We start from the raw sequence: 25,362 nt of genomic DNA on the forward strand, positions 1-25,362 counted from the left end.
AGTCTTTGAGACTTGTTTAAGGCGTATTTGTACGCAAACCTATGTTATAATCCCGCGCAATTAGCTATTAAGGGTTTTTACTTTGCAATTTATCGCACTTACTTCTATCGGAATCGAAAATTTATTGGTTGATGAACTTACAGAACTTGGCGCTACGGTGTCAAAGCAAACTGTGGGTTCTGTTCGCTTTGAGGCTGACTCATTGCTAGCGCAAAAAGTGTGTTTATCTACACGCTTTGCTACGCGTGTACTTATGCTTATTGAAGAAAAAGAAGGCGTAAATGACAAAGACAGCTTGTACAAATTTGCACGCTTACAACCTTGGCAAGAATGGTTTGGCCCAACACAAACTTTTGCTGTTGATTTTAATGGCACAAACGATTCACTTAAAAATACCCAGTTTTCTGGTTTAGTAATTAAAGATGCGATTGTTGATTACTTTAACGATTTATTTGAACAGCGACCAAATGTAGATAAGCAAGATGCCAATGTGCGAGTGGTTGCACGTTTAAATCGTCATGGCGTTTCACTTTATATTGATTACTCAGGGCCGCGTTTATCAGAGCGTGGTTACCGTCAAGGTCAAGGCAAAGCACCCATAAAAGAGCATTTAGCTGCGGCAATAATAAAACGTAGTGGCTGGCTCGAAAATGTAAATCAACCACTATTCGATCCATGTTGTGGTGCCGGCACTATTTTAATAGAAGCGGCTGGAATGGCACGTAATGAAGCGCCTGGATTATTCCGTGAAGGATTCGCGTTTGAGCGTTTACCTAGCTTTAGAGTGGCAAAATTCAAAGAACTTAAAGAGCAACTTTTAGCGAATATTACTGATCCTAAATTATGGTTAATTGGCCATGATTACGATGCACAAGTACTTGATAAAGCGATTGCTAATGCGCAGCGTGCAGAGCTTGATACGGTGATTAAATTTAAGCAAAGCGATGCGACAAAACTGACGAGCGTTGCAAAATTACCGGGTGTTGTTATTTCAAACTTACCTTATGGTGAGCGTATTGGTTCTATGGCTGAACTTGTAAACTTGCATCGTAGTTTAGGTGTTGGTTTTAAAAAGCACTTTAATCATTGGAAGCTCGCTTTACTGGGTATGGATGAAAGCCTGTTTAAATTGCTTAAATTAGTAAAGCAAAAACGCTATAAATTTAAAAATGGCCCCCTGGATGTTGAATTAAACCTATATCAGTTAGATGACAAGCAAGTTAGCCTTACCACTGATGACAAACCCGCTTTAAATTTTGAAGGTTCAATGGCGTTTGCTAATCGCCTGAAAAAGAACAAGCAAGGTTTAAAAAATTGGCTTAAGCAAAACCAAGTCCATGCGTATCGTGTTTACGATGCAGATATTCCTGAATACAACGTTGCTGTTGATATTTATGATGATTCAGCTGTTATTTTTGAATACGCGGCACCGAAAGAGATTGATGAAAAAACCTCAGAGAAGCGTTTACAAGATGTTATTAGCTTAACATCACAACAACTTGATATTGCACCTGAAAACATTGCTGTAAAAGTACGTAAAAAGCAAAAGGGTGAAGAGCAATATACACCCATGGCTAAGCAAAATAGAACCATGGTGGTAGAAGAGTTTGGTGCTAAGTTTAAAGTTAATTTATTTGACTATTTAGACACGGGGCTATTTTTAGATCATCGCCTTGCACGTCGTTACATTCAAGAAAACGCTAAAGATAAGCGCTTTTTGAACCTGTTTGCTTACACAGGGACGGCCTCAGTACATGCAGCCATTGGTGGCGCAAAAGCGATTACTACCGTTGATTTATCTAAAACCTACTTAAAGTGGGGCCAAGATAACTTTGCGCTTAACGATATTAGCAATACGCGCTATCGCTTTGAGCAAGCAGACTGTTTAAAATGGTTAGAGCATGCACAAGGGCAATACGACTTGATCTTTTTAGACCCTCCAACATTCTCTAACTCTAAGCGAATGAAAGATGCGTTTGATGTACAAAATGATCACATTAAGCTGTTAACTTGGGTTAAAAAAATATTGAGCCCATCGGGTACGCTTATATTTTCTAACAATAAACGCGGCTTTGTGATGGACGAAGTAGGTTTAATGGGCTTAGGCTTAAAAGCAGAAAATATTTCTGAAAAAACCTTATCCCCTGACTTCAAACGTAATAAAAAAATTCACAATAGCTGGTTAATTAAACATGGCTAAGTGGGTTTTATATCACACCGACGGCTGCCACTTGTGCGAGCAAGCACAGCAGCTGTTAAAACCGTTACTTTTATCAACAGATGAATTACAACTTATTGATATTATGAGCGATGACGCATTAATTTTAGAATATCAAATAAGTATCCCGGTTTTAAAAAATCAACAAGGCCAACAATTATTTTGGCCTTTTACTGCACCTCAGGCGCAGCAGTTTTTAGCGCAAGCAGAATAAGAGTAAAGATTAACTATGGATTTAATTAGAATTTCAAAAGCACAACTAGCTTACGGTACACACCCACTACTTGATAATGCAGATGCGGTTATAGAAAGCGGCGAACGTGTGTGTATTGTAGGGCGTAACGGTGCGGGTAAATCAACGCTTTTAAAAGTACTCGATGGTCAAGTAATACTTGATGATGGCGAAATAAACCAAGTTGGTAGTTTAAAAATATCGCGTTTAGAGCAAGATCCGCCTAAAGGGGCAAGCGGTACTGTATTTGACTACGTAGCCCAAGGTATGCCTGAAATTGCTAACTTACTGATTGATTTTCATCATGTAAGCACACAACTGCAAACAGATTGCACTGATCAACTATTAAATAAATTAGAGCGTTTATCTAATAAATTAGAGGCGGCAGATGGCTGGCGTTTTGACAGTCGAATTCAACTTGTACTTACTCAATTAGAGCTAACCCCTGATGCGAAACTAGAATCACTTTCTGGTGGTTGGTTACGTAAAGTTGCATTAGCGCGTGCTTTAGTGAGTGAGCCTGATTTATTACTGCTCGATGAGCCTACTAACCATTTGGATATGACAAGTGTTATGTGGTTAGAGCAATTCTTAAAAGAATTTAAAGGCGGTATTGTATTTATATCTCATGACCGTGCATTTATTCGCGCTGTTGCTACACGTATTTTAGATTTAGATCGCGGTAAACTGATTTCATACCCTGGTGATTATGCCACTTATTTAGAACAAAAAGCGCATGATTTAAAAGTAGAAGAAACACAAAATGCATTGTTCGATAAACGTTTAGCGGAAGAAGAGGCATGGATCCGCCAAGGTGTTAAAGCCCGTCGTACTCGTAACGAAGGCCGTGTTCGTGAGCTGAAACAATTACGTAATGAACGCAAACAGCGTGTGGATCAGGTAGGCAAAACTGATTTCAATATTGAAACAGCCGATCGTTCAGGTAAGTTAGTATTTGAAGCGAAACACTTAAATCATGCATTTAAAGACAAAGTGATAGCTGATGACTTCTCTACCTTAGTAATGCGTGGCGACCGTATCGGCTTGGTAGGCCCTAACGGCATAGGTAAAACAACGCTATTAAAATTACTATTTGGCGATTTAAAAGCAGACAGTGGTGAAATAAAGCAAGGTGTTAATTTAGAGTTTGCTTATTTCGATCAGTACCGTGAAAAACTTGATGAAGAAGCGACCGTTCAAGATAACGTTGCTGAAGGTAAGCAAGAGGTGATGATGGGCGGGCGCTCACGTCATGTGTTAGGCTATTTACAAGACTTTTTATTCCCGCCAGCACGCGCTCGCACACCGGTAAAAGCACTTTCAGGTGGTGAAAAAAACAGGTTGTTATTAGCCAAACTATTTTTGAAACCTTCAAATATATTAGTACTTGATGAGCCAACAAATGACCTAGATATAGAAACATTAGAGCTACTTGAAGATATTATTAATCAATATCAAGGTACTGTGCTGATTGTTAGCCATGACCGAGAGTTTATTGATAATACCTGTTCGAGTGTTTGGGCATTTGAAGGGAACGGCAAAGTTACTGATATAGTTGGCGGCTACAGTGATTATGAAGCGTATACCAACTATTTAGCAGAGCAGCAAAAGCAGCAGCAACAGCAGCCAGTAAAAAAAGTTGAAAAAACAGAGCCAACGCCAGTTAAAAGCAATAACAAAGCAAATAAACTCTCTTACAAATTAAAACTTGAACTAGAGCAACTACCTAATAAAATGGAACAACTTGAAGCTGAGCTTGAAAAACAACAAGAACGAGTAAGTCACGAAGATTTTTTCAAGCAAGACAGTGATATAACAGCCAAGGAATTGAACCATTTAGCCCAACTTGAGTCTGACCTTGAAGCCGCTTTTGAGCGTTGGGAAGAACTTGAAGAATTAAAGAATCAGTAGTAAGGAATAAAATGAAATATAAATTACTCGCGGCCAGCGTTTTAGCCACACTGAGTACATCAGCATTTAGTGCAACGTACCAGTTAACCGAATTAGGTGACTTTGAAGCTGCCAAACATACTTATGTTACTGATGTGAGTGAAAACGGACATGTCATTGGAGTTGCTAATGGCTTATACAATCTCCCCATTGATATTAGCTATATTGATTTTACAGATAATTCTATTGAGAGTGCGTACAACAACGAAGTTAGAACATTTGAATTAAGTGATAAAGAAATTACGTTTACACTTAATGATATTGAAAATAACGACGCCATCTACACCAATGCTGATGCACATGCATTCATGGTTCGCTTTATATCTGGTCTTTCTGGAAACTTTGAATATCAAAAAATCAGCTCACTTGTGGCAGTCAAGTACAGTAGTACGTCTGCTATTGAGCAACCATTATTTGACATTGCTTCTGTTGATTACAACGGACTAACGCGTTCGACAAGTAATTTTTATAATGGCGTTGCAGAAGACGGAACTACCGTTGGTTGGGGTAGTGCTCCCTTTGAGAAAACTACCTTTACACCGGATGGTGAAACAGTTGCAGAGACGTGGTTTACTCGCGATTTTATAGAGCGTGGTATTTTAATCTCTGCAGGTGGTGTTGAAGTGCCGCTTGTTCCAGAATTTAATGAATACGGTGGAACGAGTAAAGCGTCTGATATTGTTGCTACTGACACAGGTTATATCGTTGTTGGTAATGTATCCGTCGGTATCCCTACTGAAAGGCAAACCACACTTACTGATAATTGTGATGGCCTCGATGAGCCAATTATGGCATGTATTAATTCTTTTAATAATAATAATAGGAATAATCGTGGCTTGTTCAATAAAACGGCCGTTAAGTGGATTCTAGATAGTGCTTATAATGTCACTTCAACAGAATTATTAGGTTTAGCGCTTACTCCAAAAGAAAACGAAGACAATAATCCGTTTATTAGTAATGCCTTAGCAGTTAATAAAAATGGCATTGCGGTCGGTTTTTCTAATACTCGTTATTTTGACCGAGATGCGACTATTTTAACTATGCCAACGTATTTTAAAGACGGTGACGTAGTTGACTTTATTAGCCAGCAAGACGATTGGCAAGGTGGCAAAGCATTTGCAATCAATGATAATGATATTGTGGTTGGTTACGCTTCTAAAGGTATTGAGGGCAAGCTTAGAAACAAGCTTTTCTATCATGATATAAATACAAATACGACCGTGTTTCCTGAAGATTATTTTATTAGTTCAAGTTCATATGCGAATGATATTAATAACCAAGGCTATATCGTTGGTGAGGGTGAGATTGGAGAGACTGAAAGTACTCGCATATCAGAAGCATTTATTTATAAAATTGGTGATGACAAAATCACTAACCTAAACAGTTTGCTACCATGTTACGACACTGACGGTGAGACTGGCTTTAGTTATAAAATGGTTGAGGCTAAGTCAATTAATGAGAACAATGAAGTATTTGGTGTGGCGACTAAAACAGTTGAAAAACGAAATTCACTAGGTGAGGTGGTAACCGATATTAATGGTAACATTGAATATGAAAGTGTTGCAGTGGCGGTAAAACTTTCGCCTATCCCTAATGGTGAAGTTGAAAATTGTAAAGCTCCAGATGCAGAGTTTTATGAACGTAGCTCAGCCAGTTTTTCATGGTTTGGTTTATTACTGCTACCTTTAGTTGGATTAAGACGCGTTTTTCGTTTCTAAGTACAGCTATTCGTTTATAAAAAAACCAACTTGTTAAGTTGGTTTTTTTTTGTCTATAGTAATATAAACAGAAGCACTTGATGGAGTAGGCGCTAGTTATTTCTCGATGTCCAAGCTCGTCTCACCGAGCGGCGCCAAATCAAATCAATACCAAAATAACCAATAACACTAGCTATAGATGCACACACAAGTGAACCAACTAAAAAAGCGGGGCCAATTGTCGTTAAACTTTCTATAAACCATGCCCAACTTGCCTCAAACGCAAAATGTTGCTCCGGTTGATTAAGTACTAATGTGCCAACCAAGTATGAGCCGTAAAAAATAGGTGGCATTGTAAGTGGGTTAGTGATCCACACTAAAGCAACAGAAATAGGTAAATTTACTCTTAAGATTATGGCTGCGGCAGCTGCTAGCACCATTTGAAAAGGAACAGGGATGAATGCAAAGAAAAGTCCAACGGCAAAAGCACCGCGTGCTGAACGTCTATTTAAATGCCAAAGGTTAGCATCATGTAAAAGACGACCAAATATTTTTAGTGATTTGTGATGTCTAATTTTATTTGGATCAGGTAAAAACCGTTGGATCGTTTTTTTAGCCATTTAAAGCAACCATTTACGTCTGTGTGGATGAGTCTTGGATTTGTTGTCGGTGTCGTTGTTACCGTGTTTTATTATCAAACCCTTGAATTTACAGTTATCACAATTTCAATCCTCATTGTGAGCACGTATTTTAAGCCGTTTTTAACTGTATTGTTAGGCTTTATTTGCGGTATTTGTTGTGTAGTAGCACATTTTATCTTGTTTTATTCATTTGAATTGCCTGAACAGCACGAAAAATATGCTTATTCTGTCGGTGTTGTGGTCGAAGAGGTTATTTCTGCTACACCTCCCCAATATGTAAAAGTTAAAATAACGCGTTTGGAAGACAGAGAATATAGTCACTTTAGGACACCTTATGCCTTATTAACTATTAATTTTGCACAACCAATTCAATCTGGTGATGCTTTTAATGCTCAAGTGAGACTTAAAAACTATAGATCCATTAAGAATTTTACTGTTTTTGATAATCAGCTTTATGCTTTTACCCAAAAGATAGCGTTTAAAGGTACAGTGCTCAATAAACAGCTTAATATTAAAAGCTCTCAAAAAAGTAATGCGGTGTCAGCTTATAGAGCCTATGTCAAAAAGTTGGTAAATAATGCTGAGCTTAATTGGCTCTATTATGTGCTGTTAACTGGCGATAAGTCATTAATGACATTCGAGCATAAAGAGTTAATGCAGAGCCTTGGGTTAAGTCATTTGTTGGCGATTTCTGGATTACATATCTCTCTAGTGTTTGGTTTTTGTTATTTTGTTACACGGTTTTGTCTTAAGTTGGTTAAACCTGAACTAAATCAAGCCTTAAATGTTTCTATTTTTTATAGTGCTGCTGGTTTTATAGTCGCATTCTTATATGTTTACTTGAGTGATTTCATCATCTCCGCGACCCGCGCTTTAATTATGTTGGGCTGTTATTTATTGCTTTATTATTTGGCAAAGCAATCATTAAGGTGGCGCAGTATTTTATATGCGTTGGTTATTATTTTAGCGGTTAATCCATTTAGTTTACTTAATCCTGGTCTGTATTTTTCATTTTTAGCGGTATGTATCATTTTTATGGTTTTAAAGCAGTTTCCGCTGCGAGGTCATACACTACTGGCAAATATTCGCACTCTTGTTGTTATTCAACTGGGATTATTTATTGGCTTGCTACCGCTATCATTATACTTTTTTAATGGCGTGAGTTTAGCGGGTTTAGTTTTAAATCTTGTCGCTATTCCCATTTTATCTTTTGTATTAATGCCTGCTTTATTTTTAAGTGTGTTGCTGGGATTATTAACCGATTGGTACGCATTTATTGTGTTGTATGATTTGCCACTGACCTATATTTATCAAATGTTGCAGGCAATACCACAGCAAATACGGTGGCTTAATGTCGGTCAGGTAAGTATAACCACTGTGGTGCTGCTTTATAGTGCTGTTCCGTTACTTTATTTTATTGAGCTTCGCTTACTGGCGTGCATTCCGCTTTTGACTTTACTGTTTAACCATTACTTTACGCAAACTAGCCTTTGGCGGCTGAATGTATTTGATGTGGGCCATGGACTAATGGTACTGATAGAAAAAGACAAGCACGCGTTTATTTATGACTTTGGCCCAAGTTACTTTAATCGTTTTAGTCGTGTGCCTAGTGTATTACTACCCTATATTGATGCCAATAATCTTACGGTAAGTACCGCGATTGTGAGTCATCAAGATAACGACCATGCCGGAGGTGTTGCGCATTTTAAAGCGGCTGGCTATGCATGGAGCTTTGATTATTTTCATCCAAGTGGTGTATATAACGACTGCATAGCAACAACGATAGACTTTCAAGGCTTGAGTATTCAAACCTTTGCAAAAGAGGAGTTTAATAACAGTAATGATAATTCCTGTGTCGTTAAAATCTCAAGTGCAAACCACAGTGTGCTTCTCACTGGTGATATATCAAAGGCGAGGGAGTCTAAATTAATTAAAAAAGGGGATGATTTACAAAGTACCGTTTTGTTAAGTCCTCATCACGGCAGTGATAGCTCCTCCAGTGTCGAGTTTATTAAGGCCGTAAACCCAACATTTGTGATTCATTCAAGTGCGTATCAAGGTCAGTGGCAATTTCCAAGTAAAGCAGTGGTCAAGCGTTATAGTGAAATACACGCCAAACAATATAGCACCGGTGATGTAGGACAAATTCGGGTTGATTTTTATGCTAAGCACCTAGAGCTGACTACTGCAAGAGGGGCGGAAAGTTATTGGTTTATCAAAGATTGACGTTTTGTTTTGCTGTTGCTAAGGATACAATAGGGGCTGTTACTGGTTTTAGAGAGTGTTATGGAACAAAGTACTACACAAATTTATAAACGGCTTGTTTCTTACGTTGGCGCCTATAAGACGGTTGCCATCGTCGCGATTATTGGAATGATAGGTTACTCAGGTATGGATGCATTATTCATTCAACTGATGAAGCCGTTTATCGATGAAGGTTTAAATGAGCGTAACAGTCAGGTACTTACTTATGCGCCATTTGTGGTTATTGCGCTGGTTATCGGGCGTGGCATATTTAACTTTATGTCATCGTACTGTTTAAGCTATGTTGGTTCACAAGTAGTGAGGGCGCTTCGCCAAGAGTTGTTTGAGCATATATTACACTTACCGGTATCGTTTCATGATAAAAACTCAACCGGCGATTTGATTTCTAAAATCACTTTTGACACCGAGCAAGTCCAACAAGCAATTACCAAAGCTTTGCTTATTGTAGTGCGTGAAGGCGCTTTTGTGGTGTTTTTACTCGCTTTGATGTTTTATACCAGTTGGCAACTATCGTTAATCTTTTTAGTGATTATCCCACTGGTAGCCATCATAGTAGCCGTGGTATCTAAACGTTTTCGTCATATCTCGAAAAATATTCAGTCTGCTATGGGACAGGTAACACGTAGCTCAGAGCAAATGCTTAGTGGTCACAAGGTGATCCATGGCTTTGGTGGCCAAACGCAAGAAATTGATCAATTTTCTAAAATTAATAATCATAATCGCCAGCAACGTATCAAAATGGATGCGACTAAGGCGTTAAGTGTCTCTATTATTCAAATTTTAGCCGCCAGTGCAATGGCTGTTATTTTATGGGTTGTCTCTATGCCCTCTATGATAGACAGTATTAGCTCTGGTGATTTTGTAGTGCTTATTTCATCGATGATGATGTTACTGCGCCCACTAAAACAATTGGCTAATGTTAACAGCGATTTACAGCGTGGTATTTCAGCTGCGCAGAGTGTTTTTTTAGTACTTGATGAAGAAATTGAAAAAGACACGGGTACTTTACCGGTTGATAAGGTAAAAGGGCATATTGAGGTAAAAAACGTGACCTTTAAATACCCAACCAAGGATGAAGCCGTGCTTAACGATTTATCACTGAACATTAAAGCCGGTGAGAGTATTGCGCTTGTTGGCCGTTCTGGCTCGGGTAAATCGACTATTTCTAATTTGTTACCCCGATATTATGACTTAGAAGCGCCAAGCGAAATTTTACTCGATGGTGTTGCTCTTAATGAATATAAGCTTACTGATCTTCGCCGTCAATTTGCGTTAGTGTCGCAACAAGTGGTGCTATTTAATGACACGATTGCCAATAATATTTGTTATGGTTTACAACGCGAAATCTCTATCGAAGAGCTTCACACCGTTGCGAAGCAAGCTCATGTGTGGGAGTTTGTAAAAGACTTACCCGAGCAACTTAATACTATGGTTGGTGAGAACGGGGTAATGCTTTCAGGCGGTCAACGCCAACGTATTGCGATTGCCCGTGCTATTTTAAAAGACGCACCTATTTTAATTTTAGATGAAGCGACCTCGGCCTTGGATACAGAGTCTGAAAAGCTTATTCAACATGCCCTTGATACATTAATGAAAGATAAAACCTCTATTGTTATCGCTCATAGGCTATCGACTATTGAAAACAGTGACCGTATTTATGTGATTGACAACGGTAAAGTGATAGAAAGTGGCACACATACTCAATTACTGGCTAACGATGGTACCTACTCAGCTCTTTGTAAAATGCAGTTTGGTGAGCAGGGGTGAGTAAAATAGAGCAAAGCTGGTACAAACCTTTTAGCTTAATTACGTTATTGCTATTACCACTGTCCGCTATTTTTGGCTGTATTTCTTTGCTGCGTAAATATTGCTATAAGTTCGGCATTCTTAAATCGTTTATCAGCAAAACACCGGTTATTGTGGTTGGTAATATAAGCGTTGGCGGCAATGGTAAAACCCCATTTGTATTATGGCTGCATGATCACTTAATCGCCCAAGGTTTATCAGTTGGTTTAATTAGTCGCGGCTATGGTGGGAAAGCAGCTCATTACCCATTATTAGTGACTGCCAATACGACTACTTTAGAGGGTGGGGATGAGCCGGTACTTTTATTTAACCGTTTACAATGTCCGTTAGTTGTGGGGCCAAATAGACAGCAAAATATAGAAATGCTCAATAAACATTTCAAGCTTGATGTGATTATTTCAGATGATGGCATGCAGCATTACAAAATGGCGCGCAGTATAGAATGTTGTATTGTTGATAGCGAAAGAAAATTTGGTAATGGCTTTTTAATGCCAGCAGGACCACTTCGTGAAACCGCCTCTCGTTTAAACAGTGTAGATTTAGTGATTGAAAATGGCTCTGAGCAAGAATTTAGTTATCGCTTGCAACCATCAGTTATTAAACGTGTTGCCGATAATACTGATATAACGACGCCCTTAAAGGCTGCGCACGCGGTAAGTGCGATTGGTAACCCAGGTCGTTTTGAGGCTTCACTGCAAGCACAAGGTATTAAGTTACTGTCTACGCATCACTTTCGCGATCATTATGCTTACAGCGCAGATGATTTTGCTCAATTTGGTGATGACTGTATATTAATGACAGAAAAAGATGCGGTTAAGTGCCGTGATTTTGCAAAGCCGAATTGGTATTACTTGCCAGTTGACGCTCAGCCAACTGCAGCAGTAATAAACACATTAAATTTATTATTAAAAGAAAAAGGGATCCATCATGGCCTTTGACACAAAGTTACTCGAAATTATTGCTTGCCCTGTATGTAAAGGTAAGTTGCGCTTTGATAAAGAAAACCAAGAGCTGATCAGCACAGCAGCAAAACTAGCTTACCCAGTACGTGATGATATTCCGGTGCTACTTGAAAATGAAGCCCGTGAATTGTCTCTTGAAGAGGTAGAAAAGTGGAATTCGTAGTTGTTATCCCTGCGCGTTACGCTTCTACGCGTTTACCAGGTAAACCGCTCGCTGATATTTGTGGCAAACCAATGATACAGCATGTGTATGAAAAAGCCTGTTTGTCAGGAGCTAGCAAGGTGGTTATTGCCACCGATCATCAAAAAGTGTTTGATGCTGCTAAACGTTTTACTAGTAACGTTTTGATGACACGTGAAGATCATCAATCAGGCACAGAGCGCTTAGCCGAGGTGGTGGATTTACTTAATTTAGCCGATGACACTATCGTGGTAAATGTACAAGGTGATGAACCTTTGTTATCCCCTGATAACGTATCGCAAGTGGCGACATTATTAGCGCAATCAACTGCACCAATGGCAACCTTAAGTGTTGCTATTGAAGAGCGTGATGAAGTGTTTAATCCTAATGCGGTTAAAGTGGTCAGTGACATTAATAAAAATGCCTTGTACTTTTCAAGAGCGAGTATTCCTTTTGATAGGAGTACCATGATGGCAGAGCAGCAACCGCTGAATTTAGCGCCTTTTCAACGTCACGTGGGTATTTATGCTTACCGTGCAGGATTTATAAAGCAATATATTGAATTAAGTGTTTCACCATTAGAACTACTTGAATCGTTAGAGCAGTTACGCGTGCTATACCATGGTTATGCAATTAAAATAGAGCAAGCATTAGTTACCCCTCATGCAGGAGTCGACACACCAGAAGATTTGGCTAAAGTGGTTGCCCATATTCAAAGTAAAAGCGCGTGAACACAACACAAACGCCTGTATTAAAAGTGCAATATACGCATGATGATTTTTACATCATAAATAAACCGCAAGGGCTCAATTTTCACTCTGAGGAAGGTCCCGGTTTTGTGGTACTAGCTGAGCAACAGTTAAACGAAAAATTATTTGCAGTACACCGTTTAGATAAAGTCACCTCTGGGTTGATTATACTCGCGCGAAGCAAAGCGGCAGCAGCTGAATTTACGCAATTATTTACCCAGCACGCGATTAATAAGTTTTATCTAGCGGTCAGTGATACCAAGCCTAAAAAAAAGCAAGGCTGGGTTAAAGGTGATATGGCTAAGTCTCGTCGTGGCACGTATAAATTATTAAACTCACAAAGTAACCCTGCTATTACACGTTTTTATTCGTTTAGCTTTAAAAGCGGTTTTAGAGCTTACTTATTAAAACCCTATTCGGGAAAAACTCATCAGCTTAGGGTGGCATTAAAGAGTTTGGGTGCCCCCATAATGGGTGATGCGAGTTATGCAGGGAGCCCTGCAGAGCGTACCTATTTACATGCATTTGCGCTGGATTTTAATTGGAAAGGGCAAAAAATACAACATACCCTGTTGCCACAATCTGGTGAAGAGTATGCGCAATTAATAAAACATCAAGATTTTAATTCTTGGCAAACGCCGTGGAAATTGGATTGGTAAATGAGTGAACAAGTAACTGATATCCGCTTTGGTGGTATTAAACGACTATATGGTCAACAGCAATTTGAGTGGTTACAGCAAGCACATTTTTGTGTTGTGGGTATTGGTGGTGTAGGCAGTTGGACTGCTGAAGCACTAGCGCGTACCGGTGTGGGTAAAATCACCTTAATTGATTTAGATGATATTTGCGCAACCAATGTCAATCGTCAAATTCATGCCTTAACAGGTACAATAGGCGAAGCTAAAGTGGATGCCATGAAGGCGCGCTGCGAGCTGATAAACCCTGAGTGTATAGTGAATGTGATTGACGATTTTATTACCCTTGATAATATTCAAGAGCATATTCAAGGCTTTGATTATATAATAGATTGTATAGATGCGGTAAAAGAAAAAGCGGCGTTAATCGCGCACTGTAAGCGTAATAAATTGCCTATAATTACCACGGGCGGTGCAGGTGGGCAAACCGATCCGAGTCAAATTACTTTTGGTGATGTGGCAAAAACCACTCAAGATCCATTACTTGCAAAAGTACGTTATATTTTGCGTAAGCAATATAATTTTAGCTCTAACCCAAAACGTAAATTTAATATTGACTGTGTATATTCAACAGAGCAGCTTGTTTATCCAGGTAGCGATGGCAATGTGTGTCATACGAAACAAAATGCAGATGGCAGTATGAATATGGACTGTAATAATGGCTTTGGATCAGTGACGATGATCACTGGAAGTTTTGGATTCTTTGTTGCCGCTAAAGCAGTGAGAAAATATTTAGATAAGCGTGCACGTTTAAATATTTAACTACAAGCTGCTTATTATACTGTTATAAAAAGCGCTTAACGCGCTTTTTGTTTGGCTAAGGTTTGTATTTTTTCAACCATGGCTTTTACTCCATTGCCGCGAGAAGCGCTTAAGTGGCTAATTAAGCCAAGTTTTTCAAATTCTTCATAGGCATTAACGTTTAACACCTCTTCTGGTGTTAAACCGTTATACAGGGCTAAAATTAACGCCAATAAGCCTTTCACTATGCGCGTATCAGAATCACCAATCACAACCAACGCATGCTCGGTTAGGTCAAATTCAACAAACATCCACACTTTACTCTCACAGCCTTGCACGAGCGCATCGTCGGTTTTTAATATATCGGCAAGTGGTGGGAGTGTTTTGCCAAGTAACATAATTTCACGGTATTTCTGTTGCCAGCTTGCACTGCTTTCAATGTTTTTACTTACCCGTTGGTATGTCTGAGTCATTATTTATCCAAATTAGTCTAATAAAGCGATGCATTCTTTAAGCGCAGTAATAAATTGGTCTACATCTTTAGTCGTATTATAAAATGCAAAACTCGCTCTGAGTGAGCCATTTAGTTTCAAATGGGTCATTAATGGTTGGGTACAATGATGACCACTTCGCACTGCAATACCATAGCCGTCAAGTAAAGTTGCCAGATCATACGGATGTTCATTTTTATAATTAAAGCACAATGTACCAATGTTCGATTTTAGGTCGCTATAGATACTAATACCGTCTATTTGATTCAGTGCGTTCGCTGCATAAATAAACAACTGTTGTTCATAGTGCTTTAATGTTTGCTGATCAAGTGCAATTATATACTCAAGCGCCGCACCGAAGCCTAAAACACCGGCTATATTCGGTGTTCCTGCTTCAAACTTAGCGGGAGCGTCACGATAAGTGCTTTGCGTTAGGGTCACTTTTTCAATCATTTCACCGCCTGTTTGGTAAGGCGATAATGCATTAAGTGCGCTGTAGCGGCCATATAAACCGCCTAATCCTGTTGGCCCCAACATTTTGTGAGCTGAAAACACGTAAAAATCACAATCAAGCTTTATTAAATTAGGTCTTAAATGCAGAGCGCCTTGTGCGCCATCGACTAAAGTTAACGCATTTACTGCCTTCGCAGCGGTTATCAGCGGAGTTAAATCGGTAATATTGCCCAGCGCATTAGAGGCTTGTGTAATAGCTAGCAGCGCAGGCTTGGTAAGTTTAATCACGTCACAACACTGGCTAATATCAAAGGTGGCATCGTCATTGAGTGGCAGCACTTTTAAGGTTGCTCCAGTGTATGCCGCAAGTTCTTGCCATGGCACAATATTCGCGTGATGCTCGATTGGGCTAATTAAAATGGTGTCGTCAGTTGTTAATGTATTTCTTAGGCCATGTGCAACTAAGTTAATCGCCTCAGTAGCGCCTTTAGTCCAAACAATTTCATTACCGCTTACCTGAAAATAATCAGCAACGCGTTGACGTACTAGCTCATAAGCCGTTGTAGCTTGCTCACTAAGGGTATGACGGCCGCGATGAACATTTGCATTCTGATAGGTGTAAAACTCCTTAGTAGCGTCAATCACGCATTGTGGCTTTTGTGTTGTTGCTGCCGAGTCTAAATAAACCAAAGGGTAGCCATTGATTGTCTGATTTAGGGTAGGGAAATCATTACGGATTGTTTTAGGATCAAACGAGGACACAGACATAGGCTCATAAAGTTAATCAATTTGGGCAGGAATTGTAATCGGTTTAAGATAATTCTCAAGTAACGTGTAATAAAAAAGGCCGCAAAAGCGGCCTTTTAAACTAACTTTAAAGCTTAGCGCTTGTCAGTTGCTTTGTAATCACGGGCTGTTTCACCTGTGTAAAGCTGACGTGGGCGGCTGATCTTGTGGCCAGGTTGAGAAAGCATCTCGTCCCAGTGTGAGATCCAACCTACAGTACGTGCCATTGCAAAAATTACAGTGAACATGCTAGTAGGAATACCAATCGCTTTTAAGATAATACCTGAGTAGAAATCTACGTTAGGGTATAGTTTCTTCTCAACAAAGTATGGGTCTTCAAGTGCAATTTGCTCAAGCTTCATAGCAATATCAAGCAATGGATCTTGAATGTTTAGCTCTGCTAATACTTCATGACACGTTTGACGCATTACGGTTGCACGTGGGTCGAAGTTTTTGTAAACACGGTGTCCAAAGCCCATAAGACGGAACGGATCCGCTTTATCTTTTGCTTTTGCTACGTATTCGTCGATGCGATCAACTGAACCAATTTCTTCTAACATGTTTAAACATGCTTCGTTAGCACCGCCGTGAGCAGGGCCCCAAAGAGATGCAATACCCGCAGCAATACATGCATAAGGGTTAGCACCAGAAGAACCTGCTAAACGTACTGTTGACGTTGAAGCATTCTGTTCGTGGTCAGCATGAAGCATAAAGATTTTATCCATTGCTTTAGCTGTTACTGGGTTTACTTTGTATTCTTCAGCAGGAACAGAGAACATCATGTGTAAGAAGTTTTCTGCATAGCTCAGATCATTGCGTGGGTATACAAACGGTTGACCGATGTTTGTTTTGTATGCCATTGCTGCAATTGTTGGTAACTTAGCAACTAATTTAATAGCGCTTGTTTTACGTTGAACTGCGTCAGTGATATCAAGATCTTCATGATAAAAAGAAGATAAAGCACCAACAACACCACATAGCATTGCCATTGGGTGAGCATCAAAACGGAAACCTTGGAAGAAGTTTGCTATTTTTTCATCTAGCATGGTGCTACGAGTGATTTTTGTAGCAAAATCATCGTATTGCTCTTTAGTTGGTAACTCACCGTTTAAAAGTAAGTAACATAACTCAATGTAGTTAGAGCTCTCTGCTAACTGTTCGATCGGGTAACCGCGGTGTAATAAAACACCTTTACCACCATCGATGTAAGTGATGGTAGATTCACAAGAACCAGTCGACATGAAACCTGGGTCATAAGTAAAGTGACCATGTGAGCCGAGTGTACGTACATCAATTACATCTTGGCCAGCAGTACCTTGATAAATTGGAAGTTCGATTGGATCTAGCCCATCAATATGGACTGTGGCTTTCTTATCTGCCATCTATGTATCTCCTATTAAGATAACTATTCTGATTTTTATATTCTAAAATCTATTCTAAGCACATCTTTACATTTTAACGTGAAAGAGGGGTATAAAGTCAATTTTTATAAGTATTATGCACATATGTATAATAAATATTCGGTATAGATTGAATATTATACCATTGGCTAATTCGCAAACGTCTCAAAGTAAACAAGAATTGTAAAAGAGTCTCCGGCTATATATACTATCGGAGGTTTTTAACCAATTAGTATTTGGGTAAACTTTTTTTTACATAATATTTTTCATAAAAAGTGAACTTTATTAGTATTAATACGTTTATTTTGATAGTTCCACCAGAAATATTTGGTGGGTTTTAGAAAAACAAGTAGATGAGCCCCACTGCGGGCAAGATGGGCAAGTAACTGTGAAAAAGCAAAGACCTGTAAATCTAGATCTAACAACTATATCTATGCCGGCAACGGCTAAAGCTTCAATTTTTCACCGCGTCACCGGTGTTGCATTATTTTTTGCTTTAACGTTTGTCATTTGGGCTTGGTCAGAGTCTCTTTCTTCAGCTGAAGGTTTTGAATTCGTCAAGGGTCTGTTTAACGGATTCATTGCCAAATTTATAGCTTGGGGCACCCTTTCTGTATTAGGTTATCACCTTATCGGTGGTATCCGTCACATTATTATGGACATGGGGCATTGGGAAGAACTTGAATCAGGCAACACTAGCGCTAAAATTGCTATGGCACTTGGCGTTGTGTTTGCTGTATTGGCAGGGGTGTGGATATGGTCTTAAATCAAGCAACTCTTAAACGTGATGGCGTACAAGATTATGTATCTTTACGCACAACGGCATTAATAATCAGTGCGTATGCAATTTTTATTATCGGCTATTTTTTAGCAATGCCAGAAATCACATATGACGCCTGGACAGGCCTATTCTCTAACCTAGCAATGAAAGGGGCGACATTAATCACCCTCGTTTGCATTATGGTTCATACCCGTATTGGCCTTTGGCAGGTTCTAACCGACTATGTAAAGGGCGCTAAATTGCGTGCTTTTTTAGGCTTTGTACTAAACCTAATGGCTGTTGCTTACGTAGCGGTAGGTTTAATCGTTTTATGGGGTGTTTAAGTGAAATATTCTGTTCGTGAATTTGATGCCGTAGTAATTGGTGCCGGTGGTGCAGGTATGCGCGCTGCTCTTGCTATTACTGAATCTGGCAAAACATGTGCGCTAATCTCTAAAGTTTTCCCTACACGCTCACACACTGTATCTGCTCAAGGTGGTATTACAGTAGCGCTAGGTAATTCGCATGAAGATAACTGGGAATGGCATATGTATGATACCGTTAAAGGCTCCGATTTTATCGGTGACCAAGACGCTATCGAATACATGTGTAATACAGGCCCAGAAGCTATTACTGAATTAGAAAACATGGGCTTACCATTTTCTCGTTTTGAAAATGGCCGTGTTTACCAACGTCCTTTCGGTGGTCAATCGAAAAACTTTGGTGGTGAACAAGCTGCACGTACAGCAGCAGCTGCTGACCGTACTGGTCACGCATTATTACACCTTCTTTATCAACAAAACGTTAAAAACAAAACAAATGTGTTCTCAGAATGGTATGCACTTGATTTAGTTAAAAACGATAATGGCGATGTAGTAGGTTGTACAGCAATTGAAATTGAAACAGGTGAAATCACTTTCTTCAAATCAAAAGCAGTTGTGTTAGCTACTGGTGGTGCAGGTCGTATTTTCGCATCAACAACTAATGCTCACATTAACACTGGTGACGGTGTTGGTATGGCGACTCGTGCTGGTATTTCTATGCAAGACATGGAAATGTGGCAGTTCCATCCGACAGGTATCGCAGGTGCTGGTACGCTAGTAACTGAAGGTTGTCGTGGTGAAGGTGGTTATCTTTTAAATAAAGATGGCGAACGCTTCATGGAGCGCTATGCACCAAATGCTAAAGATTTAGCATCTCGTGACGTTGTTGCTCGTTCAATGATGACAGAAATTCGTGAAGGTCGTGGTTGTGATGGTCCTTGGGGTCCTCACCTTAAGTTGAAACTTGACCACTTAGGCGAAGAAACGCTTAACTTACGCCTTCCTGGTGTATGTGATCTTGCTAAAACATTTGCTCACGTTGATCCTGCAAAAGAACCAATTCCAGTTATCCCAACATGTCACTACATGATGGGTGGTGTACCTACTAACGTAAATGGTCAAGTACTAAATATCGATGCCGCTGGCAACGAAAAAGTAGTTCAAGGTTTATTTGCGGTTGGTGAGATTGCATGTGTATCTGTACACGGTGCTAACCGCCTTGGTGGTAACTCATTACTTGATTTAGTTGTATTTGGTCGTGCTGCTGGTAACTTCCTAGGTAAGTACCTAAATGACGTTGAAATCTCTAAAGCAGCTTCTGAGTCTGATTTAGAAGTGTCTTTAGCTCGATTTAACCGTTGGGAAAGCTCAACAGTTGGTCAAGGCGAAGACCCAGTACAAATCAAGAAAGACCTACAACAGTGTATGCAGCTTAACTTCTCGGTATTCCGTGAAGGTGACTCAATGGCTACGGGTCTTACTGAGCTTAAAGAAATTCGTGAACGTCTACAGCATGCACGTCTTGATGATAAATCATCAGACTTCAACACCATGCGTATTGAATGTTTAGAATTAGACAACTTAATGGAAACAGCTTACTCAACTGCAGTAGCTGCAAACTTCCGTACTGAAAGCCGTGGCGCACACTCTCGCTTTGACTTCCCAGATCGTGATGACGAAAACTGGTTATGTCACTCTGTATTTAATCCGGTAACGGATGAAATGAGCAAGCGTAAAGTAAACTACGAGCCTAAGCTACGTGAAGCTTTCCCACCTAAAGCACGTACCTACTAGGAGCGAGACGATGGCACAAGTACAATTTTCAGTTTATCGTTACAATCCAGATGTTGACAACGCACCTCGTATGCAAGACTACACTTTGCAAACTGAGGAAGGCCAAGACATGATGGTATTGGATGCACTTTTATTATTAAAAGAGCAAGATCCAACTTTATCATTCCGTCGTTCATGCCGTGAAGGTGTGTGTGGTTCAGACGGTGTAAACATGAATGGTAAGAATGGGTTAGCATGTATTACTCCTTTATCTACGCTACAAAAAAATGGCAAAGGTAAAATCGTAGTACGTCCATTACCTGGACTTCCTGTTGTCCGTGACCTTGTTATTGACATGAGTCAGTTCTACACTCAATACGAAAAAGTAAAACCTTATTTAATTAATGACGAGCCTGCTGCAGGCGAACGTCTTCAATCTATTGAAGAGCGTGATAAATTAGATGGGCTTTATGAGTGTATTTTATGTGCATGTTGTTCTACATCGTGTCCTTCTTTCTGGTGGAATCCAGATAAGTTTATAGGTCCAGCAGGCCTTCTTCATGCTTACCGTTTCTTAGCTGATAGCCGAGATACTGCAACAGAAGAGCGTTTAGCCGACTTAGACGATGCATTCAGTGTGTTCCGTTGCCACAGTATCATGAACTGTGTTAGCGTTTGTCCTAAGGGTCTTAACCCGACTAAAGCAATTGGGCAAATAAAATCTATGTTATTAAACCGCTCGGTTTAATTTCTGGTAGACGAAAGATGGCTAATATTTATTAGCCATCTTGTTATATAACTATTAATTTCTGCGCTAAAAAAAAGGGCTTATAAATGCACGAAGGTGTGATGAAGGCATGGCTAGAATCTTCACATTTAAACGGCGGTAACGTTGCTTATGTTGAAGAGCTTTATGAAGCGTATTTAGACGATGCGACTTCGGTGCCAGAAGAATGGCGAGAAGTGTTCGAACAATTACCAAAAGTAGATGGTGTGGATGTTGAAGTAAAACATTCAGAAGTTCGTTCACAATTTGCGGCGCTTGCTAAAAACAAGCATAGAGAAGTAGTGGTAGCAGAGGGCAGCGGCGGTGACCTTAAACAGGTTAAAGTTCTGCAACTTATTAATGCTTTCCGTTTTCGTGGACACCAAAATGCGAACCTAGATCCATTAGGTATTTGGCAACGAGAGCGTGTACGAGATTTAGAGCTAGAGTACCACGACTTATCAAATGCTGACTTTGACCGCGAATTTAACGTAGGATCGTTTGCCGTAGGCCGCGATACTATGCCTTTAGGTGAGTTATACCAAGCACTAAAAACTACATATTGTGGTTCTATTGGCGCCGAGTATATGCACATCACATCAACAGAAGAGAAACGTTGGTTACAACAGCGTTTAGAGTCTGTTCAGTCTAGGCCAAAATTCGATAAAAATGAAAAGCTACGTATCCTAAAAGGATTAACAGCGGCTGATGGTCTTGAAAAATATTTAGGGGCTAAGTTCCCGGGTGCTAAGCGTTTCTCACTTGAAGGTGGTGATGCGTTAGTACCTATGCTTAAAGAGCTTATACACCGCGCGGGTGAAAGTGGCCAAAAAGAAGCCGTAATCGGCATGGCTCACCGTGGTCGTTTAAATGTACTTGTGAACGTGCTCGGTAAAAATCCATCAGAGTTATTTGATGAGTTTGCTGGTAAACACAAAGACACATTAAGCTCGGGTGATGTTAAGTATCACATGGGTTACTCTTCAGATTTCGCGACTAAAGGCGGCAATGTGCATATGGCACTTGCGTTTAATCCATCGCACTTAGAAATCGTAAATCCTGTGGTAATGGGGTCTGTACGCGCACGTCTTGATCGTCTAAACGATAAAACGGGCAGCAAAGCACTTCCTATTACTATTCACGGCGACTCTGCAATAGCAGGTCAGGGTGTTGTACAAGAAACGTTTAACTTATCACAAACTAATGCATTTAGTTGTGGTGGCAGTATTCGTATCGTTGTTAATAACCAAGTTGGTTTTACAACAAGCAAACAAGATGATGTTCGCTCTACTGATTACTGTACTGATATTGCAAAAATGGTCCAGTCACCAATTTTCCACGTAAACTCTGATGATCCTGAAGCGGTTGCGTTTGTTACGCAATTAGCGCTTGATTTTAGAAACCAGTTTAAGCGTGACGTAGTGATTGACCTTGTTTGTTATCGTCGCCATGGTCATAACGAAGCTGATGAGCCAAATGCTACGCAGCCTGTTATGTATCAAAAAATTAAAAAACACCCAGTTCCTCGCTTAATCTATGCAGATCAGTTAATTTCGGAAGGTTCTTTTACAGAAGATGAAGTGAAAGCACTTGCTGATGATTACCGTAATGGCTTAGATGATGGCAACTGTGTGGTTGAAGAAATTCAACCAGAAACGTCACACTCTTCTGATTGGGCTAAGTACGTTGGTCATGATTGGAATGTTGACTACGATGCATCTGTTTCTGTAGAAAAGCTTAAAGAACTTGGTAACATTGTTGCAAGTTACCCTGAAGATCACAAAGCACAGTCACGTGTTAAGAAAATATACGATGATCGTAAAGCAATGGCAGCCGGTGAAAAACCACTTGATTGGGGTATGGCAGAAACTTTAGCGTATGCAACTATTGCTGCTGAAGGCACTGATATTCGCCTAACAGGTCAAGATTCTGGCCGTGGTACCTTCTTCCATCGCCATGCCGTTGTTCATGGCCAAAAAGACGGTGCAACGTACTTGCCGCTACAAAACATCAGTGAAGATCAAGGTACATTTGAAGTATTTGATTCGGTTTTATCTGAAGAAGCGGTATTAGCATTTGAATATGGTTATGCAACTGCAGAGCCGACTTCACTTGTTCTGTGGGAAGCACAATTTGGTGATTTCGCCAATGGTGCACAGGTTGTATTCGACCAGTTCTTAAGTTCAGGCGAGCAAAAGTGGGGCCGTCTATGTGGCCTAACGTGTTTATTGCCACATGGTTATGAAGGCCAAGGTCCTGAGCATAGCTCCGCGCGTCTTGAGCGCTTTTTACAGCTTTGTGCTGATCATAATATGCAAGTGTGTGTACCATCAACACCGGCACAAGTTTATGCAATGCTTCGTCGTCAATCGGTAAGACCTCTTCGTCGTCCACTGATCGTTATGACGCCAAAATCATTGCTACGTCATCCATTAGCTACATCTTCACTTGAAGAGCTTTCTGAGGGGGTATTCCACAATGTGATCGATGAAATTGATGATATTGATGCGAAGAAAGTAGAACGCGTTGTATTTTGTAGTGGTAAAGTTTACTACGAATTATTACAAGAGCGTCGTAAGCTTGAGCAAGACAACATTGCTATTGTTCGTGTTGAACAGCTATACCCGTTCCCACATGACGAAATGAAGACGATTATTGAACGTTATCAGCATGTTAAAGATTTTGTATGGTGTCAGGAAGAGCCACAAAACCAAGGCGCTTGGTATTGTTCTCAACATCACTTTATTGATGCAATTCCACAAGATGCAAAATTAAAATATGCTGGTCGTAAAGCTTCAGCATCACCTGCATGTGGTTATATGTCGGTACATACTAAAGAACAACAAGCGCTCGTTGCCGACGCGCTTACTATAGAAAAGAAAGGATAAGCAATGAGCACAGAAATTAAAGTTCCTGTTCTTCCTGAGTCGGTTGCAGATGCTTCCGTTGCTACATGGCATGTAAGTGTTGGCGACAAAGTAAGCCGTGACCAAAACTTAGTAGATATTGAAACAGACAAAGTGGTTTTAGAAGTGGTTGCACAAAATGATGGTGTAATCACTGAAATTTCACAAGAAGAAGGTGCTACGGTACTTGGCGACCAAGTGATCGGTTTAATTGGCGATGCAGATGAAGCACCGGCAACTAAAGAGTCAAAAGAAGATGACTCAGCATCAGATAAATCAGAAGACGCGCCAGCGGCGCAATCAGCACCAGCATCAGAAGGTAAAGAAGTGGATATTAAAGTACCTGTACTTCCAGAATCAGTTGCAGATGCAACAATTGCTACTTGGCATGTTCAACCAGGCGACGCCGTAACACGCGACCAAAACTTGGTAGATATTGAAACAGATAAAGTTGTACTTGAAGTTGTTGCCCAAGCAGACGGCGTAATGGGTGAAATAATCCATGACGAAGGCGATACTGTTCTTGGTGAGCAAGTTATTGGTAAAGTAAAAGCAGGTGCTGCTCCAGCTAAATCAGAAGCTAAAGCGGATGCACCAGCAGCCAAAGAAGAAAGCTCAAGCGACAGTTCAGATGTGTTAACACCGTCAGTTCGTCGTTTAATTGCTGAGAAAGGCCTTGATGCTTCTAAAATCAAGGGTACTGGTAAGAATGGCCGTGTAACTAAAGAAGATGTCGACACTTTCTTAAAAGCACCTGCACAATCAGCTAAGAAAGCAGAAGCTGCACCAGCTGCACCAATGGGTGACCGTTCTCAAAAACGTGTGCCTATGACACGATTACGTAAAACCATTGCTAATCGTCTTCTTGAAGCGAAAAATTCAACAGCTATGTTAACTACGTTTAACGAAGTTAACATGAAGCCAATTATGGATCTTCGTAAGCAGTACCAAGAAGTATTTGAGAAGCGCCATGGTATCCGTTTAGGTTTCATGTCTTTCTACGTGAAAGCGGTAACTGAAGCATTAAAGCGTTTCCCAGATGTAAACGCATCAATTGATGGCGATGATATTGTTTACCACAACTATTTCGACATCAGTATTGCTGTTTCTACGCCACGTGGTCTAGTAACGCCAGTACTTAAAGACTGTGACAAATTATCAGTTGCAGAAATCGAAAAAGGTATTCGTGAACTAGCGCTTAAAGGTCGTGATGGCAAGCTAACACTTGACGATATGACTGGTGGTAATTTCACTATTACTAACGGTGGTGTATTCGGTTCATTACTATCAACACCAATCATTAACTTACCACAGTCTTCAATCTTAGGTATGCACAAAATCCAAGATCGTCCTATGGCTGTTAATGGTAAAGTTGAAATCTTACCTATGATGTATTTAGCGTTATCTTATGATCATCGCCAAATCGATGGTAAAGAATCAGTTGGTTTCCTAGTGACAATTAAAGAGTTACTAGAAGATCCAACACGTTTACTGCTGGATGTTTAATTAAGTAGTATAAAATATAAGCTGTGAGTTAAAATCACAGCTTTTTTTTTGCGCCTATGGT

21 protein-coding genes are annotated in these 25,362 nt (G+C 40.0%); 17 read left to right on the top strand and 4 right to left on the bottom strand.

The features are described from left to right. The first annotated feature begins 82 nt into the window (after positions 1 to 82). The 4 genes from rlmKL to AC27JR_RS08535 are packed head-to-tail and all read left to right on the top strand — an operon-like array spanning position 83 to position 6,118. Entirely contained in the window at positions 83 to 2,200 is a 2,118-nt protein-coding gene (rlmKL, locus tag AC27JR_RS08520) for a bifunctional 23S rRNA (guanine(2069)-N(7))-methyltransferase RlmK/23S rRNA (guanine(2445)-N(2))-methyltransferase RlmL (RefSeq protein ID WP_487173328.1), read from the top strand. Continuing rightward, positions 2,193 to 2,432 (top strand): glutaredoxin family protein, encoded by a 240-nt coding sequence (locus AC27JR_RS08525; RefSeq protein ID WP_131691087.1) that lies wholly within the window; start codon positions 2,193 to 2,195, stop codon positions 2,430 to 2,432. Before rlmKL ends, AC27JR_RS08525 begins: the two co-directional genes overlap by 8 nt. Before the next feature lie 15 nt (positions 2,433 to 2,447). After that, positions 2,448 to 4,361 carry an ATP-binding cassette ATPase Uup gene (uup, locus tag AC27JR_RS08530; protein WP_008112067.1) on the top strand — a complete coding sequence of 638 codons (1,914 nt, stop codon included), beginning with the start codon at positions 2,448 to 2,450 and terminating at the stop codon, positions 4,359 to 4,361. Between the two features lie 11 nt (positions 4,362 to 4,372). Further along, positions 4,373 to 6,118 (top strand): DUF3466 family protein, encoded by a 1,746-nt coding sequence (locus AC27JR_RS08535; protein WP_487173329.1) that lies wholly within the window; start codon positions 4,373 to 4,375, stop codon positions 6,116 to 6,118. A 92-nt stretch (positions 6,119 to 6,210) separates the two neighbouring features. On the opposite strand, the gene AC27JR_RS08540 is transcribed toward AC27JR_RS08535, so the two are convergent. Further along, positions 6,211 to 6,717, bottom strand: a complete 507-nt coding sequence (locus tag AC27JR_RS08540; RefSeq protein ID WP_008112070.1) for a DUF2062 domain-containing protein — start codon at positions 6,715 to 6,717, stop codon at positions 6,211 to 6,213. On the opposite strand from AC27JR_RS08540, the gene AC27JR_RS08545 reads away from it, so the two are divergent. From AC27JR_RS08545 to tcdA, 7 genes are read left to right on the top strand one after another with little or no spacing between them, the layout of a single operon-like run. Next, positions 6,697 to 8,964: a DNA internalization-related competence protein ComEC/Rec2 gene (locus AC27JR_RS08545; protein WP_487173330.1), complete on the top strand. Its 2,268-nt coding sequence runs from the start codon at positions 6,697 to 6,699 to the stop codon at positions 8,962 to 8,964. The genes AC27JR_RS08540 and AC27JR_RS08545 overlap by 21 nt on opposite strands. Before the next feature lie 60 nt (positions 8,965 to 9,024). Beyond that, the gene (msbA, locus tag AC27JR_RS08550) at positions 9,025 to 10,770 is read left to right on the top strand and encodes a lipid A export permease/ATP-binding protein MsbA (RefSeq protein ID WP_487173331.1); all 1,746 of its coding nucleotides are present in this window, start codon (positions 9,025 to 9,027) and stop codon (positions 10,768 to 10,770) included. Next, positions 10,767 to 11,747 (top strand): tetraacyldisaccharide 4'-kinase, encoded by a 981-nt coding sequence (gene lpxK, locus AC27JR_RS08555; RefSeq protein ID WP_487173332.1) that lies wholly within the window; start codon positions 10,767 to 10,769, stop codon positions 11,745 to 11,747. Before msbA ends, lpxK begins: the two co-directional genes overlap by 4 nt. Further along, positions 11,737 to 11,934, top strand: a complete 198-nt coding sequence (locus tag AC27JR_RS08560) for a Trm112 family protein (protein ID WP_008112074.1) — start codon at positions 11,737 to 11,739, stop codon at positions 11,932 to 11,934. Before lpxK ends, AC27JR_RS08560 begins: the two co-directional genes overlap by 11 nt. Beyond that, positions 11,922 to 12,683, top strand: coding sequence for a 3-deoxy-manno-octulosonate cytidylyltransferase (gene kdsB / locus AC27JR_RS08565; protein ID WP_487173333.1), 762 nt, complete (start codon positions 11,922 to 11,924; stop codon positions 12,681 to 12,683). The genes AC27JR_RS08560 and kdsB overlap by 13 nt, the downstream gene beginning before the upstream one ends. Continuing rightward, a complete protein-coding gene (locus AC27JR_RS08570) occupies positions 12,680 to 13,360 on the top strand; it encodes a TIGR01621 family pseudouridine synthase (protein ID WP_076918659.1) in 681 nt (226 codons plus the stop codon). Before kdsB ends, AC27JR_RS08570 begins: the two co-directional genes overlap by 4 nt. Continuing rightward, the gene (tcdA, locus tag AC27JR_RS08575; protein ID WP_487173334.1) at positions 13,361 to 14,158 is read left to right on the top strand and encodes a tRNA cyclic N6-threonylcarbamoyladenosine(37) synthase TcdA; all 798 of its coding nucleotides are present in this window, start codon (positions 13,361 to 13,363) and stop codon (positions 14,156 to 14,158) included. It abuts the gene before it with no gap. A gap of 35 nt (positions 14,159 to 14,193) precedes the next feature. On the opposite strand, the gene AC27JR_RS08580 is transcribed toward tcdA, so the two are convergent. The 3 genes from AC27JR_RS08580 to AC27JR_RS08590 all read right to left on the bottom strand — a co-directional run bounded on the left by AC27JR_RS08580 (position 14,194) and on the right by AC27JR_RS08590 (position 17,249). Beyond that, positions 14,194 to 14,610, bottom strand: a complete 417-nt coding sequence (locus AC27JR_RS08580; RefSeq protein WP_487173335.1) for a SufE family protein — start codon at positions 14,608 to 14,610, stop codon at positions 14,194 to 14,196. Between the two features lie 12 nt (positions 14,611 to 14,622). After that, complete coding sequence (locus AC27JR_RS08585; RefSeq protein WP_487173336.1) at positions 14,623 to 15,849, bottom strand: aminotransferase class V-fold PLP-dependent enzyme; 1,227 nt, start codon at positions 15,847 to 15,849, stop codon at positions 14,623 to 14,625. 113 nt (positions 15,850 to 15,962) lie between these two features. After that, complete coding sequence (locus AC27JR_RS08590; protein ID WP_008112082.1) at positions 15,963 to 17,249, bottom strand: citrate synthase; 1,287 nt, start codon at positions 17,247 to 17,249, stop codon at positions 15,963 to 15,965. Between the two features lie 406 nt (positions 17,250 to 17,655). Between AC27JR_RS08590 and sdhC the strand changes: the two genes are divergently transcribed. The 6 genes from sdhC (at position 17,656) to odhB (ending at position 25,301) form a co-directional block, all read left to right on the top strand. Continuing rightward, a complete protein-coding gene (gene sdhC / locus AC27JR_RS08595) occupies positions 17,656 to 18,033 on the top strand; it encodes a succinate dehydrogenase, cytochrome b556 subunit (protein WP_010390126.1) in 378 nt (125 codons plus the stop codon). Continuing rightward, entirely contained in the window at positions 18,024 to 18,371 is a 348-nt protein-coding gene (gene sdhD, locus AC27JR_RS08600) for a succinate dehydrogenase, hydrophobic membrane anchor protein (protein ID WP_372858823.1), read from the top strand. Before sdhC ends, sdhD begins: the two co-directional genes overlap by 10 nt. Then, positions 18,372 to 20,144: a succinate dehydrogenase flavoprotein subunit gene (gene sdhA / locus AC27JR_RS08605; protein WP_487173337.1), complete on the top strand. Its 1,773-nt coding sequence runs from the start codon at positions 18,372 to 18,374 to the stop codon at positions 20,142 to 20,144. A 10-nt stretch (positions 20,145 to 20,154) separates the two neighbouring features. Beyond that, a complete protein-coding gene (locus AC27JR_RS08610) occupies positions 20,155 to 20,871 on the top strand; it encodes a succinate dehydrogenase iron-sulfur subunit (RefSeq protein ID WP_008112091.1) in 717 nt (238 codons plus the stop codon). An 86-nt stretch (positions 20,872 to 20,957) separates the two neighbouring features. Further along, positions 20,958 to 23,777, top strand: coding sequence for a 2-oxoglutarate dehydrogenase E1 component (gene sucA / locus AC27JR_RS08615; protein ID WP_008112092.1), 2,820 nt, complete (start codon positions 20,958 to 20,960; stop codon positions 23,775 to 23,777). A 3-nt stretch (positions 23,778 to 23,780) separates the two neighbouring features. After that, positions 23,781 to 25,301, top strand: a complete 1,521-nt coding sequence (gene odhB / locus AC27JR_RS08620) for a 2-oxoglutarate dehydrogenase complex dihydrolipoyllysine-residue succinyltransferase (protein ID WP_487173338.1) — start codon at positions 23,781 to 23,783, stop codon at positions 25,299 to 25,301. The last annotated feature ends 61 nt before the right edge of the window (positions 25,302 to 25,362 follow it).

The sequence above is a fragment of the Pseudoalteromonas sp. NH0006-26 genome (assembly GCF_057552415.1).